This is a genomic window from Pseudomonas sp. LS2P72, assembly GCF_054897865.1.
In genome coordinates this window covers 5,935,603-5,950,415 of sequence record NZ_CM142708.1, presented here as the reverse complement: position 1 = coordinate 5,950,415, position 14,813 = coordinate 5,935,603, and the positions used below count along the sequence as shown (strand labels likewise).

Here is a 14,813-nt window from a genome sequence, read left to right as displayed (position 1 = left end):
TAAAGCATATGAGCGAGTTGTTGTCCTCAGTCAGTGAACACCTCCTGGCGCCCGGCGGCGTAACAATCGAGAGCCTGCAAGGTGTGCTCGGCGATCTGGCCGGCCCCGGCATCGATGCTGCCGACCTGTATTTCCAGGGGCAGATTTCCGAGTCCTGGGCGCTGGAAGACGGGATCGTCAAGGAAGGCAGCTTCAACCTCGACCAAGGTGTCGGCGTGCGCGCGCAATCGGGTGAAAAAACCGGTTTTGCCTACAGCAATGCCATTACCCTTGAAGCCCTCGGTGCCGCGGCCCGTGCCGCACGTTCGATCTCCCGCGCCGGGCAGAACGGCACGGTGCAAGCCTTCACGACTCAGGATGTCGCCCAGTTGTACGGGCCGGACAACCCGTTGGAAGTGATGACCCGTGCCGAGAAGGTCGAACTGCTCAAGCGTATCGACGTCGCGACTCGCGCCCTCGACCCGCGTATCCAGCAAGTCACCGTGAGCATGGCCGGCGTCTGGGAACGAATCCTCGTGGCTTCCACCGACGGCGGTCTGGCCGCCGATGTACGGCCGTTGGTGCGCTTCAACGTCAGCGTGATCGTCGAGCAGAACGGTCGTCGTGAGCGCGGCGGTCATGGCGGTGGCGGTCGTACCGATTACCGATATTTCCTCAGCGATGACCGCGCCATGAGCTATGCCCGTGAAGCGCTGCGTCAGGCATTGGTGAATCTGGAAGCCATTCCTGCGCCGGCCGGTACGTTGCCGGTGGTATTGGGCTCGGGCTGGTCCGGCGTGTTGCTGCACGAAGCGGTCGGCCACGGTCTGGAAGGCGACTTCAACCGCAAGGGCAGTTCGGCCTACAGTGGGCGCATGGGCGAGATGGTTGCGTCCAAGCTTTGTACCATCGTCGATGATGGCACGCTGGCCGGTCGTCGCGGTTCCCTGAGCGTCGATGATGAAGGCACTCCGACCGAGTGCACGACACTGATCGAAAACGGCGTACTCAAAGGCTATATGCAGGACAAGCTCAACGCCCGTCTGATGGGCGTGGCCCGTACCGGTAACGGTCGTCGCGAATCCTATGCGCACCTGCCGATGCCGCGCATGACCAACACCTACATGCTGGCGGGCGAAAGCGACCCGGCAGAAATCATCGCTTCGGTGAAGCGCGGCATCTACTGCGCCAACCTCGGCGGCGGCCAGGTGGACATCACCAGCGGCAAATTCGTGTTCTCCACCAGCGAGGCGTACCTGATCGAAGACGGCAAAATCACTGCCCCGGTCAAAGGCGCGACGTTGATCGGCAATGGGCCGGAAGCCATGAGCAAGGTGTCGATGGTCGGTAACGATCTGGCGCTGGACAGCGGCGTGGGGACGTGTGGCAAGGATGGGCAGTCGGTGCCGGTGGGTGTCGGCCAGCCAACGCTGAAAATCGATGCGATCACTGTGGGTGGCACAGGATCTTGAGGGGCTCTTGAAAAAGTGAAGCTTTGGGTGAACCGCTTGGCGGCTCACCCGAGAAGGGACTTAACGCAGACCGCGTTGAGCCTCGTCCAGCTCACGGATGTACTTGAAGATTTTACGGCTCGATGCCGGTGGCTTGTTGGTCGCCAGTTCGTGCTGGGCCTGACGGATCAGGGAGCGCAATTGCTGACGATCAGCTTCCGGGTAGTCGAGCACGAACTTCTCCAGGACTGCATCGTCGCCGGCGATCAAGCGATCGCGCCAGCGTTCCAGACCATGGAAACGTTCGTTGTACTGCCGAGTGGAGGCATCCAATTGATCGAGCAGAGTCAAAATGGCGTCAGTGTCCTGATCGCGCATCAGTTTGCCGATGAACATAAGGTGCCGTTTACGCGCGATATTCGCGGTGTGCTTGGGAGCATCGGCCAGGGCCCGGCGCATAGCGTCGGTCAACGGCAGTTTTGCCACCAAGTCAGGCTTGAGCGTTGTAAGGCGCTCGCCAAGGTCAACCAGAGCATGAAGCTCGCGTTTAACCTGGGATTTGCTTTTTTCTCCCGTATCGAGGGAGTCGTCGTAAGAATCAACCATGGTGGCCGTCCGCAAAGAAACGCCGCCATGATAACCAGTCGGGGGCCGCTTGTCCGGCCCGGTCGCTCGAAGGCCCTAGCCGAAAGCAGAATTTGAGTGGAGAACAGCATGAGTGCAGTTGAAAGCGTCGGCCCACAAGCGTTGCCGGCACTGCAAGAACAAGTCGAGCAGATCATCGCTGAAGCCAAGCGCCAAGGTGCCAGTGCCTGTGAAGTGGCGGTGTCCCTGGAGCAGGGCCTGTCGACCTCAGTGCGTCAGCGTGAAGTCGAAACCGTCGAATTCAACCGCGATCAGGGCTTCGGCATCACCTTGTATGTGGGTCAGCGCAAGGGTTCGGCCAGCACGTCCGCCAGCGGTCCTGAAGCCATTCGCGAAACCGTCGCCGCCGCGCTGGCCATCGCCAAACACACCTCCGAAGACGAAGCCTCGGGTCTGGCAGATGCGGCGCTAATGGCCAAGGATCTGCAGGATTTCGACCTGTTCCACCAATGGGACATCACCCCGGAGCAAGCCATCGAGCAGGCGCTGGCTTGTGAAGCGGCGGCGTTTGCCACCGACAGCCGGATCAAGAACGCCGATGGCACCACCCTCAGCACCCATCAGGGCTGCCGTGTTTACGGCAACAGCCACGGTTTTATCGGCGGCTACGCGTCGACCCGGCACAGCCTGAGCTGCGTGATGATCGCCGAGGCCGACGGCCAGATGCAGCGCGATTACTGGTACGACGTGAACCGTCAGGGCAATTTGCTGGCCTCAGCGGAGAGCATCGGCCAGCGTGCCGCGCAACGGGCGGCGAGCCGTCTGGGCGCGCGCCCGGTGCCGACCTGCGAAGTGCCGGTGCTGTTTTCCGCAGAACTGGCCGGTGGTTTGTTCGGCAGTTTCCTCTCGGCTATTTCCGGCGGCAGTCTGTATCGCAAATCCTCGTTCCTTGAGGGCACGCTGGGGCAGAAGCTGTTCCCGGAATGGCTGACCATCGATGAGCGTCCGCACTTGATGCGCGCCATGGGCAGTTCAGCGTTCGATGGCGATGGTCTGGCAACTTACGCTAAACCGTTCGTCGAAAAAGGTGAGTTGGTCTCGTACATCCTCGGCACGTACTCGGGCCGTAAACTCGGGATGCCGAGCACTGCCAACGCAGGTGGCGTGCACAACCTGTTCGTCACCCATGGCGACGAAGATCAGGCAGCCTTGCTGCGCCGCATGGGCCGTGGCCTTCTGGTGACTGAATTGATGGGCCAGGGCCTGAACATGGTTACGGGCGATTACTCCCGTGGCGCGGCGGGTTACTGGGTCGAGAATGGTGAAATCCAGTTTGCGGTTCAGGAAGTGACCATCGCCGGCAACATGCGTGACATGTTCAAACAGATCGTCGCGATCGGTAATGATCTGGAACTGCGCAGCAACATTCGTACAGGTTCGGTGCTGATCGAGCGGATGACGGTAGCGGGCAGCTAACCCCCCCCGTCAGCTGCACAAAAAAGGCGCGTCGCCTATCAGGTGGCGCGCCTTTTTTATGCGCCTTGCCCCGTCCCCCTGTAGGAGTGAGCCTGCTCGCGATAGAGGTGAAACATCCACTAATGATGTCGACTGACACTCCGCAATCGCGAGCAGGCTCGCTCCCACAATGACCCTATGCATTTCATTAGGGTTGTTTTGGTTCTCATTATCATCTAATAATAAATCTCATTACCGAATGAGCCCGGATCATGAGTTCTGCCTTGCACGAGCAGCCTTACCTCGAAAACTGGCGCTGGATGAGTCGCCAGATCCGTTGCGCGATGGACCCTGACGAACCTCGCCTGATCGAACATTACCTGGCCGAAGGTCGGTATCTCGCCTGTTGCACGGCAACCTCTCCCTGGACCATCGCCGAAACTTCTTTCCGTCTGTTGCTCGACACCGCCGCCGATGTCGCACTGCCCTGGCACTGGCGCACCTTTTGTCTGGACCAGGCCTGGCGGCCGTTGCGCGATCTGGAACGCCTCTCTCTGTGTAAATGCCGCCTCAAGCGCTGGCAGAGCTACACCTGGCAACTGGCGACCTGCGAGTTGCAGCCCTCGATTCCTCTCATAGAACTGGTGCAAGGATTTACAGATGACCAAGACACGTATTGAGCGCGACAGCATGGGCGAACTTCAGGTCCCGGTGGACGCCCTCTACGGTGCACAGACTCAACGTGCAGTGGATAACTTCCCCATCAGCGGTAAGCCGATGCCCGTGCAGTTCATTCGCGCGCTGATCCTGGCCAAGGCCGCCGCTGCCCGAGCCAATGTCGAGCTCGAGCAAATCAGTGAATCCCAGGGCACCGCCATCGTCGATGCGGCGCTGGGCCTGCTCCAAAGCGACTTCATGCAGCATTTTCCGGTGGATATTTTCCAGACCGGTTCCGGCACCAGTTCGAACATGAACGCCAACGAAGTGATCGCCACCCTGGCCAGCCGACTACTCGGCGAGCCGGTGAACCCTAACGATCACGTCAATTGCGGCCAAAGCAGTAACGACATCATCCCGACCACCCTGCACGTTAGTGCTGCGTTGGCGTTGCACGAGCAATTGTTGCCGGCACTGGTGCGTCTGGTTCAGGTGATCGAGCGCAAGGCCGAAGAGGTTCATCACCACGTCAAAACCGGTCGCACTCACTTGATGGACGCGATGCCGGTGCGCATGAGCCAGGTGCTCAACGGTTGGGCGCAGCAGCTCAAGGCCAATATCGGTCATCTGCAGGATCTGCTGCCAAGCCTGCAATCCCTGGCCCAGGGCGGCACGGCAGTGGGCACCGGCATCAACGCTCATCCGCAGTTCGCGGCGCGTTTCAGTGAGCAACTGAGCAAGCTGACTCAGGTGCAATTCCAGCCGGGTGAGGATCTGTTTGCGCTGATCGGCTCTCAGGACACGGCGGTCAGCGTTTCCGGTCAGCTCAAGACCACGGCCGTTTCACTGATGAAGATCGCCAACGACCTGCGCTGGATGAACTCCGGCCCGCTGGCGGGTCTTGGTGAAATCGAGCTCGAAGCCTTGCAGCCGGGTTCTTCGATCATGCCTGGCAAGGTCAACCCGGTGATCCCGGAAGCGACCGCCATGGTCGCCGCTCAAGTCATCGGCAATGACACGGTCATCACCATCGCCGGTCAGTCGGGCAATTTCGAGCTGAACGTGATGCTCCCGATCATCGCCCAGAACCTGCTAAGCAGCATCGAGTTGCTGGCCAACTCCAGCCATCTGCTGGGTGAAAAGGCCATTGCCAGCTTCAAGGTCAACGAAGCCAGGCTCAAGGAAGCGCTGTCACGTAACCCGATACTGGTCACCGCACTCAACCCGATCATTGGTTACCAAAAAGCCGCGGAGATCGCCAAGAAGGCCTACCAACAGGGCCGTCCGGTGATCGATGTCGCTCTGGAACACACCGACCTGACACGCAGCCAGCTTGAGGTCTTGCTGGACCCGGAAAAACTCACCGCAGGCGGCGTGTAACCACCGCAACCGCTTTGGAGGCTCACCATGGAACACTGGAAACGCACGATCGAACGGGCAAATCGTTGTTTCATGCTGGGCGAATACGTCGATGCCCGCGAGGCTTACTTGCAGGCATTGGCCCTGGCCCAGGTGTTGTTCGAGCGCTGGGCGGATGCCGACGAAGCGGTGGCGGCCTGCGTGATTTCCCACCACAACCTGGCGGATCTGCATTTGCGTCTGAACCAGCCGGAGGAGAGCGCCGAGTACCTGTGCGCCATCCATCAGCGGTTGTTGCAGACCATGCAGGACCCACGGCTGGCGCCGGCCCTGCGTGAAGCGGCGTTGCGCCAGAGCAGCAAAACCTATGTCGAACTGCTGAATTTCATCAGCGAACACGGTGAATACCCGCGTACGCATCGGTTGCTGCACATCGATGCCGCCTCGCCTGCGCCTCTACATCATGGAGTCCATTGAAATGGCTTTTACCTTGCCTGCCTTGCCCTACGCCTACGACGCCCTGGAACCGCACATCGATGCGCAGACCATGGAAATCCACTACACCAAGCATCACCAGACCTACATCAACAACCTCAACGCAGCGGTTGAAGGCACCGAGTTTGCCGAGTGGCCAGTGGAGAAACTGGTGTCAGCTGTTCAGCAACTCCCGGAGAAGCTACGCGCGGCGGTGATCAATCAGGGCGGCGGGCATGCCAACCACTCGCTGTTCTGGGAAGTGATGGCGCCCAACGGCGGCGGCAATCCTGAAGGCTCCTTGGCTGAGGCGATCGATGAGCAACTGGGCGGCCTGAGCAGTTTCAAGGAAGCCTTCACCAAAGCCGCGCTGACTCGTTTCGGCAGCGGCTGGGCGTGGCTCAGTGTGACGCCGCAAAAGACGCTGGTCGTTGAAAGCAGCGGCAATCAGGACAGTCCATTGATGAACGGCAATACGCCAATCCTCGGCCTGGATGTCTGGGAGCACGCGTATTACCTGCAATACCAAAACCGTCGCCCGGAATACATCAACGCGTTCTACAACGTGATCAATTGGCCTGAAGTCGCTGCGCGCTATCAGGCTGCACTGGTTTAAGACTTCTGCAAAAACAATCCAAGGCTGGCTATGGGCACTGAAACACTGGCGATCGGAAGTGGGCGAATGTTTCGTTACGCATTGGGATCGCTGTTACTGCTGGCAGGCATGACGTTATTGGTTACCCAAGGCTTGGCTTGGCTGGACCTCGAGCCGAAACTGCTGCGCGCGCTGCAAGGCGGGGCGATCTGCGCCTTGGGCACAGCCTTGGGCGCGGTGCCCGTGCTGGTGATTCGACGGATACCTCAGGCGGTCAGTGATACGTTGCTTGGCTTCGGGGCCGGGGTGATGCTCGCGGCGACCGCGTTTTCGTTGATCGTTCCGGGGATCTCTGCCGCTGAAAACCTGGGACTGACGCCTTGGGCGGCCAGCGGACTGATCAGTTTCGGCATCATGCTGGGGGCGTTCGGATTGTTTCTGGTTGATCGCAAAGTGTCGGGTGCGTCGCCGGAAATGCTCGTAGGCATGCTGGAGCGACCCGTCATCCCGCCGCGAATCTGGTTGTTTGTGTTTGCCATCATTGCCCACAACATTCCAGAAGGCATGGCGGTTGGTGTGTCGGCGGGGGGTGGCATGCCCGACGCCGATAGCCTCGCCATGGGTATCGCCTTGCAGGATGTGCCGGAAGGTTTGGTGATCGCGCTGGTACTGGCCGGGGCAGGGATGTCGCGGGTCAAGGCGTTCCTGATGGGTGCTGCGTCAGGTCTGGTCGAGCCGGTCTTCGCGTTGTTGTGCGCCTGGCTAGTGAGTCTGGCCGAATTGTTGTTGCCCTTGGGGTTGGCGCTGGCGGCCGGGGCAATGTTGCTGGTGGTCACCCATGAAGTCATCCCCGAGTCGCGCCGCAATGGTCACGACAAGCTTGCAAGCCTTGGGTTGCTGATCGGGTTTTGTCTGATGATGGTGATGGATACAGCGTTGGCTTGACACTGACTATGTAGCAGCCTTCGGCAGCTGCTACAGGGCGAGGTGTTATTCGCCTTCGCCGAAGTAGTCATTGATCAAATTCACCAAAGCTTGCAGCGCCTCATCAGCCTGCTCACCTTCGGTACTCAGGTGAATTATTGTTCCCTTGCCAGCAGCGAGCATCATCATTGCCATGATGCTTTTTCCGTCGACCGTGGATTCCGGCGTGCGTCCTACCCTGATCGTGCAATCCTTGAACTCACCGGCGACGCCAACGAATTTTGCAGAAGCGCGGGCATGCAGGCCCAGCTTGTTGATGATTTCAATTTCCAGAGCAGGCATCGCGGTGTGAATCCTTTAGCTGAGGTCGCGGTGGCGAACCTGGACGTTCTTCAGAGATTTTTGCAGGGCCTGGGCCAGTCGTTCGGTCAGGTAAACGGAGCGGTGATGGCCGCCGGTGCAGCCAATGGCAATCGTGACATAAGCGCGGTTGCTGGCGGCAAAGCGGGGTAGCCACTTGAGCAAGTATGCGGAAATGTCCTGGAACATCTCTTCGACGTCCGGCTGTGCCGCCAGATACTCGATAACCGGTTGATCAAGCCCGGATTGATCGCGCAACTCTGGCTTCCAATAGGGATTCGGCAGGCAACGCACGTCAAACACCAGATCGGCGTCCACCGGCATGCCACGCTTGAAGCCGAAAGACTCCACCAGGAACGCCGTGCCGGGTTCCGGCTGGTTCAGCAGGCGCAACTTGATGGTATCTCGCAGCTGATACAGGTTCAGGTTGGTGGTGTTTACTTTGAGATCGGCGAGGTCGGCAATCGGCCCGAGCAGGGCGGTCTCATCGTTGATGGCCTCGGCCAGCGAGCGATTGGCATTACTCAGCGGGTGACGACGGCGGGTTTCCGAGAAACGTTTGAGCAAGGTTTCTTCGTCGGCGTCCAGATAAAGCACATCACACTGGATGTGCCGGCTGCGCACTTCTTCCAGCAGTTCGGGAAACCGCGACAAGTGGCTCGGCAAGTTGCGCGCATCGATGGATACGGCAACCAGCGGTTGTGCCAGCTCGGTATGAATCAACGCGCGTTCGGCCAGTTCCGGCAGCAGGCCGGCGGGCAGGTTGTCGATGCAGTAGTAGCCGTTGTCCTCGAGAACATCGAGTGCGGTACTTTTACCTGAGCCGGAGCGGCCACTGACGATGATCAAGCGCATGATTAATGACCGTTTTGCTCGTCCAGGACAACCTGATACAAGGCTTCATTGCTCGGGGCGCTGCGCAGTTTTTCGCGCACTTCCTTGCGGTCGAGCATGCTGGCGATCTGGCGCAGTAACTCCAGGTGCGCATCGGTAGCGGCTTCCGGGACCAGCAGAACGAACAGCAGGTCAACCGGGGCGCCGTCGATTGCGTCGAAATCGATGGGTGCATCAAGGTGCATCAGGGCGCTGATGGGCGAGGTGCAGCCCTTCAGGCGGCAATGGGGGATGGCGATGCCGTTGCCAAAACCGGTTGAACCGAGTTTTTCACGGGCAATCAGAGCCTCGAAGACATCTTGCATCTCCAGATCCGGCACTTCTTTGTGGATAAGGTTGGCAATTTGCTCGAGGGCTTTCTTTTTACTGCCGCCCGGCACGTTCACGAGGGAACGGCCGGGGGTCAGGATGCTTTCAAGTCGGATCATGGGTTGGGAGTGTTAACGACCGGTCGCGCCCTGGAGGAGGCTTTGGGTCTTTTCCTTATGCTTTTTGAGTTGTTTATCCAGCTTGTCGGTCAGTGCGTCGATCGCCGCGTACATATCGGTATGCTCCGCGTTTGCGACCACTTCATTGCCGGGAATATGCAGCGTGGCTTCGATTTTCTGCTTGAGCTTCTCGACCGTCATCGTGACCTGCACGTTGGTGATCTTGTCGAAATGCCTCTCTAATCGTTCGAGTTTTTCGCCGATGTAGGTGCGAAGAGGTTCGGTCACTTCCAGTTGGTGTCCACTGATGTTGACTTGCATACAGCTTCTCCTTCGTTGCCAGTGCATAAAGCGGCAGGCAGAAATGCCTGCCACTGGAACGCTGTGGCGTGGCTCTACATCAACCGCTTGCGTTCGCTCGAAGGCGCGATCCCGAGGGATTCGCGGTACTTGGCGACGGTGCGGCGAGCCACCTGAATGCCTTGTGCCTCCAGTAAACCAGCGATCTTGCTGTCACTCAACGGCTTTTTCTGATTTTCCGCGGCAACCAGTTTTTTGATGATCGCGCGGATCGCCGTGGACGAGCATTCACCGCCCTCGGAGGTGCTGACATGGCTGGAGAAAAAGTATTTCAGTTCATATATGCCCCGAGGGGTATGCATGAATTTTTGCGTGGTCACCCGTGAAATCGTCGACTCGTGCATGCCCACCGCTTCGGCGATGTCATGCAGGACCAGCGGTTTCATGGCCTCGTCGCCGTATTCAAGAAAGCCGCGCTGATGCTCGACGATTTGAGTGGCGACTTTCATCAGGGTTTCGTTGCGGCTTTGCAGGCTCTTGATGAACCAGCGGGCTTCTTGCAACTGATTGCGCATGAAGGTGTTGTCGGCGCTGGTGTCGGCGCGGCGCACGAAACCGGCGTATTGAGCGTTGACCCGCAGTCGTGGCACGGATTCCTGGTTCAGCTCCACCAGCCAACGCTCGTTGTCCTTGCGTACGATCACGTCGGGAACGACGTATTCGGCTTCGCCGGACTCGATTTGCGAGCCTGGGCGCGGGTTGAGGCTCTGCACCAGTTCAATAACCTGGCGCAGTTCGTCTTCCTTGAGCTTCATGCGACGCATCAGTTGGCTGTAGTCGCGGCTGCCGAGCAGATCGATGTAATCGGTGACCAGGCGTTTGGCCTCGACCAGCCAAGGCGTCTTGGCGGGCAACTGGCGCAATTGCAGCAGCAGGCATTCGCCCAGGTTGCGTGCGCCGATGCCAGCGGGTTCGAATTGCTGGATGCGGTGCAGGACGGCTTCGATTTCGTCCAGTTCGATGTCCAGTTCCGGATCGAAGGCTTCGAGAATCTCCTCGAGGGTTTCGTCCAGGTAGCCCTGATTGTTGATGCAGTCGATCAGGGTCACGGCGATCAGTCGATCGGTGTCGGACATCGGAGCCAGGTTCAGTTGCCACAGCAGGTGGCTTTGCAGGCTTTCGCCGGCCGATGTCCGGGTGGTGAAGTCCCACTCGTCGTCATCGTTGCTCGGCAGGCTGCTGGCGCTGGTCTGGTAGACGTCTTCCCACGCGGTATCCACGGGCAGTTCGTTGGGGATGCGCTCGTTCCAGTCGCCTTCCTCGAGGTTATCAACCGTCGGGGCGGTTTCCTGGTAGGAGGGTTCCTGAATGTCGACGTTGGGTTGCTGTTCGGCTTTGTCGGCCAAGGGGTCGGCGTTATCGAAGTCGTCGCCTTCTTCCTGGCGTTCGAGCATCGGATTGGACTCCAGGGCCTCCTGGATTTCCTGTTGCAGGTCCAGGGTCGACAATTGGAGCAGGCGGATGGCCTGTTGCAGCTGCGGTGTCATCGTCAGCTGCTGGCCCATTCTCAAGACTAGCGATGGTTTCATGGCAGGGGCTTAACACCTTATTCGCCGGCGCACATGCGCCATCCACTACAGGGCGCCGGAGCGCCAAACATAAGCAAATTATATGCCCGAAACTGCAGCGTTTGCCTAGAGCGCTGTAACAATAAAAAAATATTGATTTTTTATTGAGACAAGCGCCCGGGCAACCAGCCAGACACCTCAGTGCTTACAGGCGGAACTCATGGCCCAGATACACTTCCTTGACCAGGTCGTTGGCCAGGATGGTGGCAGAGTCGCCTTCGGCGATCAGTTGGCCATCGTTGACGATGTAGGCGGTTTCGCAGATATCCAGGGTTTCACGGACGTTGTGGTCAGTGATCAGCACGCCAATGCCCTTGGCCTTGAGGTGGTAGATGATCTGTTTGATATCGCCCACCGAAATCGGGTCCACGCCAGCGAAAGGTTCGTCGAGCAGGATGAATTTCGGGTTGGTAGCCAGGGCCCGGGCAATTTCCACGCGGCGGCGTTCACCACCGGACAGGCTCATCCCGAGGCTGTCGCGGATGTGGCTGATGTGGAATTCCTGCAGCAGGCTTTCCAACTCTTTGCGACGGCCGGCCTTGTCGAGTTCCTTGCGGGTCTCGAGGATCGCCATGATGTTGTCGGCTACCGAGAGTTTGCGGAAGATCGATGCTTCTTGCGGAAGATAGCCGATACCGGCCTTCGCACGACCGTGCATAGGCTGGTGGCTGACATCCAGGTCGTCAATCAGTACGCGGCCCTGATCGGCCTGTACCAGGCCGACAATCATGTAAAAGCAGGTGGTCTTGCCAGCGCCGTTGGGACCTAGCAGGCCGACAATCTGACCGCTGTCGATCGACAGACTGACGTCACGCACGACCTGGCGGCTCTTGTAGCTCTTGGCCAGATGCTGAGCTTTCAGAGTTGCCATTACTGGGCCTTTTGCTCGTCGGTTTTCTTCTTCGGCTGGATCACCATGTCGATGCGCGGGCGCGACTCGGTGACCTTGTTGCCCGTCGCGCGACCGGCGCTCGCAAGCTTTTTCACCGTGTCGTAGACGATTTTCTCGCCTTGGGTGACGTTGTTGTCCTTGTCGATGACTTTGGCACGATCGATCAACACGACGCGGTTTTGCGATGCGTGGTACTGGATGGTCACTCCGTAGCCCTGAACCGGCTTGGTGTCGCCAGCCGTCTGCATCTGCTCGAAGTAGGCCAGATTGCCCACCGAAGTCACCACGTCGATGTCGCCGGCCGGGGTGCGGGTGATGGTCACAGTATTGCCTTTAACAATCATCGAGCCCTGGGTAATGATCACGTCACCTTTATAGGTGGCAACACCATTCTTGTCGTCCAGTTGGGCGTCGTCGGCCTGGATGCGGATAGGCTGCTCTTGATCGTTCGGCAGAGCCCAGGCGCTCACGCTTCCCAGTGCTGCGCTCAGACCGAGCAAAATAGGGAGGGTTTTAACGAGCCTCATACTGTCCTCTTACGTTAGATAGCAGGTGTATCCTGCTTTCTTTCAAATACGCTTTCATTCCCTTGCCAGTCGACACACCACCAGCGCCGTCGATTCTAACGGGTTGCTCGGTCTGCGCATATTGCCGCTGCGGGAACACTGTCATGCGGGTGGTGGTAATCAGGGTCTTGCGGTTTTTCTCGTCGAAACGCGTGATGCGCACCGAGTCAATCAGTTCGACCTGAGTGCCGTCGGGATTCACTTCGCCGTGCTCGCTCTGGACATGCCACGGAAACTCGGTGCCGCGGAACAGGTTCAGGTCGGGATTGGTCAGCAGCGTCACTTCGGTGGCTTTCAGGTGTTCAACCTTGTCGGACGTCATTTCGTATTGCAGTTTGCCGTCCGGCAGGAATTGCACGCTGTGGGCGTTGATCGCGTAATAGTCGATCGCGGTTTCATCGATCTTTGCCACCGGCTGGTCGAGAAAGCGTTCCGGGCTGATGTTCCAGTAGCCGACCGCCGCGAATATCGCTGCGATGCAACCGAACACCAGGAATTTGCGAATCTTTTTGCTCAGCATAGTTGGCTCACAGGTACGCGGCGTTTGCCGCATCGAGGCGGCCCTGCGCGTGCAGGATCAATTCGCAGAATTCGCGAGCGGCACCCTCGCCGCCGCGGGCCTGGGTGATGCCGTGGGCGTGTTCACGGACGAAACTGGCAGCGCTTGCCACCGCCATGCCCAGGCCTACGCGGCGAATCACCGGCAGGTCCGGCAGGTCGTCGCCGAGGTAGGCGACTTGCTCATAGCTTAGGTTGAGTTGGGCAAGAAGCTCGTCGAGCACCACCAGTTTGTCTTCGCGCCCCTGGTACACATGTGGAATACCGAGGTTCTTCGCTCGTCGCTCGACCACCGGGGTCTTGCGGCCGCTGATGATAGCGGTCTGCACGCCGGCTGCCATCAACATCTTGATGCCTTGGCCGTCGAGGGTGTTGAACGTCTTGAATTCGCTGCCGTCTTCGAGGAAGTACAGGCGTCCGTCGGTCAGTACGCCATCGACGTCGAAAACCGCCAGTTTGATGTTCTTGCCGCGTTGCAGCAGGTCGGTGCTCATTACATTACTCCTGCACGCAGCAGGTCGGACAGGTTGAAGGCGCCGATCGGACGGTCCTCCTTGTCCACCACTACCAGCGCGTTGATTCGATGGTCTTCCATGATTTTCAGGGCTTCGGCTGCCAGCATATCGGCCCGGGCGGTCTTGCCATGAACAGTCATGACCTCGTCGATGGTCGTATGGTGGATGTCGATGGTCCGGTCAAGGGTGCGGCGCAAGTCGCCGTCGGTGAAGATCCCGGCCAGTTTGCCATCGGCCTCCACAATAGCGGTCATACCCAGGCCCTTGCGGGTCATTTCCATCAAGGCGTCCTTGAGTAGCGTGCCACGTTGCACCTGGGGCAGTTCTGCGCCGGCGTGCATGACGGTTTCCACTTTCAGCAGCAGGCGTCGGCCAAGCGCGCCGCCGGGGTGGGAAAAGGCGAAATCTTCAGCGGTAAAACCGCGGGCTTCCAGCAGCGCAACGGCCAGGGCGTCGCCCATGACCAGCGCGGCAGTGGTCGACGAGGTCGGTGCCAGGTTGAGCGGACAGGCTTCGTGCTCGACGTGCACGTTGAGGTTGACCTCGGCAGCTTTCGCCAGCGGTGAGTCAGGGTTGCCAGTCATGCTGATCAATTGAATGCCCAGGCGCTTGATCAGCGGCAGCAGGGTGACGATTTCATTGGTGGAGCCGGAGTTCGACAGCGCCAGGATGATGTCGTCGCGGGTGATCATGCCCATGTCGCCGTGGCTGGCTTCGGCTGGGTGCACGAAAAAAGCCGTGGTGCCGGTGCTGGCCAGGGTGGCGGCGATCTTGTTGCCGATGTGCCCCGATTTGCCCATGCCGACCACGACCACGCGCCCTTTGCTGGCCAGAATCATCTCGCAAGCGCGTACGAAATCTGCGTCGATACGGGGCAACAAGCCTTTTACGGCTTCCAGTTCGAGGCGGATGGTGCGTTGTGCTGATTGAATCAGGTCGCTGGATTGGCTCATGTCAGAAATCGTATAGCCTGATGAAAAGGCGGCGATTATAACGGTAATGATCGAAACCCTCACGCAAGTTCGTCGCGCTTTGTCATTCCCTGTTACCGAATACCCCTTAATAGAAGCTTTTACCCCGTCATCTTGCTCAACATGGCCCGGCTTGGGCCTTGGGCGCTTGGCATTTGCAGTGATATAGTTCGCCGCCAGTTCGGCCTGCCCGGGAGGCATGTGCTTTCGCCAGAAAGTCAG

General features: G+C 59.1%; 18 protein-coding genes. 7 read left to right on the top strand and 11 right to left on the bottom strand.

The window, feature by feature from the left end:
- Positions 1 to 8: 8 nt before the first annotated feature.
- The gene (gene tldD / locus ACYZUA_RS27375) at positions 9 to 1,451 is read left to right on the top strand and encodes a metalloprotease TldD (protein WP_008148876.1); all 1,443 of its coding nucleotides are present in this window, start codon (positions 9 to 11) and stop codon (positions 1,449 to 1,451) included.
- Positions 1,452 to 1,511: 60 nt separating this feature from the next.
- Here tldD and yjgA read toward each other — a convergent pair whose 3' ends face one another.
- Complete coding sequence (gene yjgA / locus ACYZUA_RS27370) at positions 1,512 to 2,036, bottom strand: ribosome biogenesis factor YjgA (RefSeq protein ID WP_461961352.1); 525 nt, start codon at positions 2,034 to 2,036, stop codon at positions 1,512 to 1,514.
- Positions 2,037 to 2,144: 108 nt separating this feature from the next.
- Between yjgA and pmbA the strand changes: the two genes are divergently transcribed.
- The 6 genes from pmbA to ACYZUA_RS27340 all read left to right on the top strand — a co-directional run bounded on the left by pmbA (position 2,145) and on the right by ACYZUA_RS27340 (position 7,500).
- Positions 2,145 to 3,491 carry a metalloprotease PmbA gene (gene pmbA / locus ACYZUA_RS27365; RefSeq protein WP_461961351.1) on the top strand — a complete coding sequence of 449 codons (1,347 nt, stop codon included), beginning with the start codon at positions 2,145 to 2,147 and terminating at the stop codon, positions 3,489 to 3,491.
- A 251-nt stretch (positions 3,492 to 3,742) separates the two neighbouring features.
- Positions 3,743 to 4,150, top strand: coding sequence for a FagA protein (locus tag ACYZUA_RS27360; protein WP_461961350.1), 408 nt, complete (start codon positions 3,743 to 3,745; stop codon positions 4,148 to 4,150).
- A complete protein-coding gene (locus ACYZUA_RS27355) occupies positions 4,131 to 5,507 on the top strand; it encodes a class II fumarate hydratase (RefSeq protein WP_461961349.1) in 1,377 nt (458 codons plus the stop codon). Before ACYZUA_RS27360 ends, ACYZUA_RS27355 begins: the two co-directional genes overlap by 20 nt.
- 27 nt (positions 5,508 to 5,534) lie before the next feature.
- Positions 5,535 to 5,963 carry a hypothetical protein gene (locus tag ACYZUA_RS27350; protein WP_056742946.1) on the top strand — a complete coding sequence of 143 codons (429 nt, stop codon included), beginning with the start codon at positions 5,535 to 5,537 and terminating at the stop codon, positions 5,961 to 5,963.
- 1 nt (position 5,964) lies between these two features.
- On the top strand, positions 5,965 to 6,576 hold the full coding sequence (locus ACYZUA_RS27345; protein WP_415766520.1) for a superoxide dismutase: 612 nt from the start codon (positions 5,965 to 5,967) through the stop codon (positions 6,574 to 6,576).
- Between the two features lie 30 nt (positions 6,577 to 6,606).
- Entirely contained in the window at positions 6,607 to 7,500 is an 894-nt protein-coding gene (locus tag ACYZUA_RS27340) for a ZIP family metal transporter (RefSeq protein WP_461961348.1), read from the top strand.
- Positions 7,501 to 7,545: 45 nt separating this feature from the next.
- On the opposite strand, the gene ACYZUA_RS27335 is transcribed toward ACYZUA_RS27340, so the two are convergent.
- The 10 genes from ACYZUA_RS27335 to ACYZUA_RS27290 form a co-directional block, all read right to left on the bottom strand.
- A complete protein-coding gene (locus ACYZUA_RS27335; RefSeq protein ID WP_461961347.1) occupies positions 7,546 to 7,821 on the bottom strand; it encodes an HPr family phosphocarrier protein in 276 nt (91 codons plus the stop codon).
- A 15-nt stretch (positions 7,822 to 7,836) separates the two neighbouring features.
- Entirely contained in the window at positions 7,837 to 8,694 is an 858-nt protein-coding gene (gene rapZ, locus ACYZUA_RS27330) for an RNase adapter RapZ (RefSeq protein WP_461961346.1), read from the bottom strand.
- Positions 8,695 to 8,696: 2 nt separating this feature from the next.
- Complete coding sequence (gene ptsN / locus ACYZUA_RS27325; protein WP_056742951.1) at positions 8,697 to 9,161, bottom strand: PTS IIA-like nitrogen regulatory protein PtsN; 465 nt, start codon at positions 9,159 to 9,161, stop codon at positions 8,697 to 8,699.
- Between the two features lie 12 nt (positions 9,162 to 9,173).
- The gene (hpf, locus tag ACYZUA_RS27320) at positions 9,174 to 9,482 is read right to left on the bottom strand and encodes a ribosome hibernation-promoting factor, HPF/YfiA family (RefSeq protein WP_007941242.1); all 309 of its coding nucleotides are present in this window, start codon (positions 9,480 to 9,482) and stop codon (positions 9,174 to 9,176) included.
- A 74-nt stretch (positions 9,483 to 9,556) separates the two neighbouring features.
- Positions 9,557 to 11,050 (bottom strand): RNA polymerase factor sigma-54, encoded by a 1,494-nt coding sequence (locus ACYZUA_RS27315; RefSeq protein ID WP_461961345.1) that lies wholly within the window; start codon positions 11,048 to 11,050, stop codon positions 9,557 to 9,559.
- Positions 11,051 to 11,234: 184 nt separating this feature from the next.
- Positions 11,235 to 11,960 (bottom strand): LPS export ABC transporter ATP-binding protein, encoded by a 726-nt coding sequence (lptB, locus tag ACYZUA_RS27310; protein WP_414908825.1) that lies wholly within the window; start codon positions 11,958 to 11,960, stop codon positions 11,235 to 11,237.
- On the bottom strand, positions 11,960 to 12,508 hold the full coding sequence (gene lptA, locus ACYZUA_RS27305) for a lipopolysaccharide transport periplasmic protein LptA (RefSeq protein WP_046052886.1): 549 nt from the start codon (positions 12,506 to 12,508) through the stop codon (positions 11,960 to 11,962). The genes lptB and lptA overlap by 1 nt, the downstream gene beginning before the upstream one ends.
- Entirely contained in the window at positions 12,495 to 13,067 is a 573-nt protein-coding gene (lptC, locus tag ACYZUA_RS27300; RefSeq protein WP_461961344.1) for an LPS export ABC transporter periplasmic protein LptC, read from the bottom strand. The genes lptA and lptC overlap by 14 nt, the downstream gene beginning before the upstream one ends.
- A gap of 7 nt (positions 13,068 to 13,074) precedes the next feature.
- A complete protein-coding gene (locus ACYZUA_RS27295; RefSeq protein WP_461961343.1) occupies positions 13,075 to 13,599 on the bottom strand; it encodes a KdsC family phosphatase in 525 nt (174 codons plus the stop codon).
- On the bottom strand, positions 13,599 to 14,573 hold the full coding sequence (locus tag ACYZUA_RS27290; protein ID WP_461961342.1) for a KpsF/GutQ family sugar-phosphate isomerase: 975 nt from the start codon (positions 14,571 to 14,573) through the stop codon (positions 13,599 to 13,601). The genes ACYZUA_RS27295 and ACYZUA_RS27290 overlap by 1 nt, the downstream gene beginning before the upstream one ends.
- Positions 14,574 to 14,813: the final 240 nt, after the last annotated feature.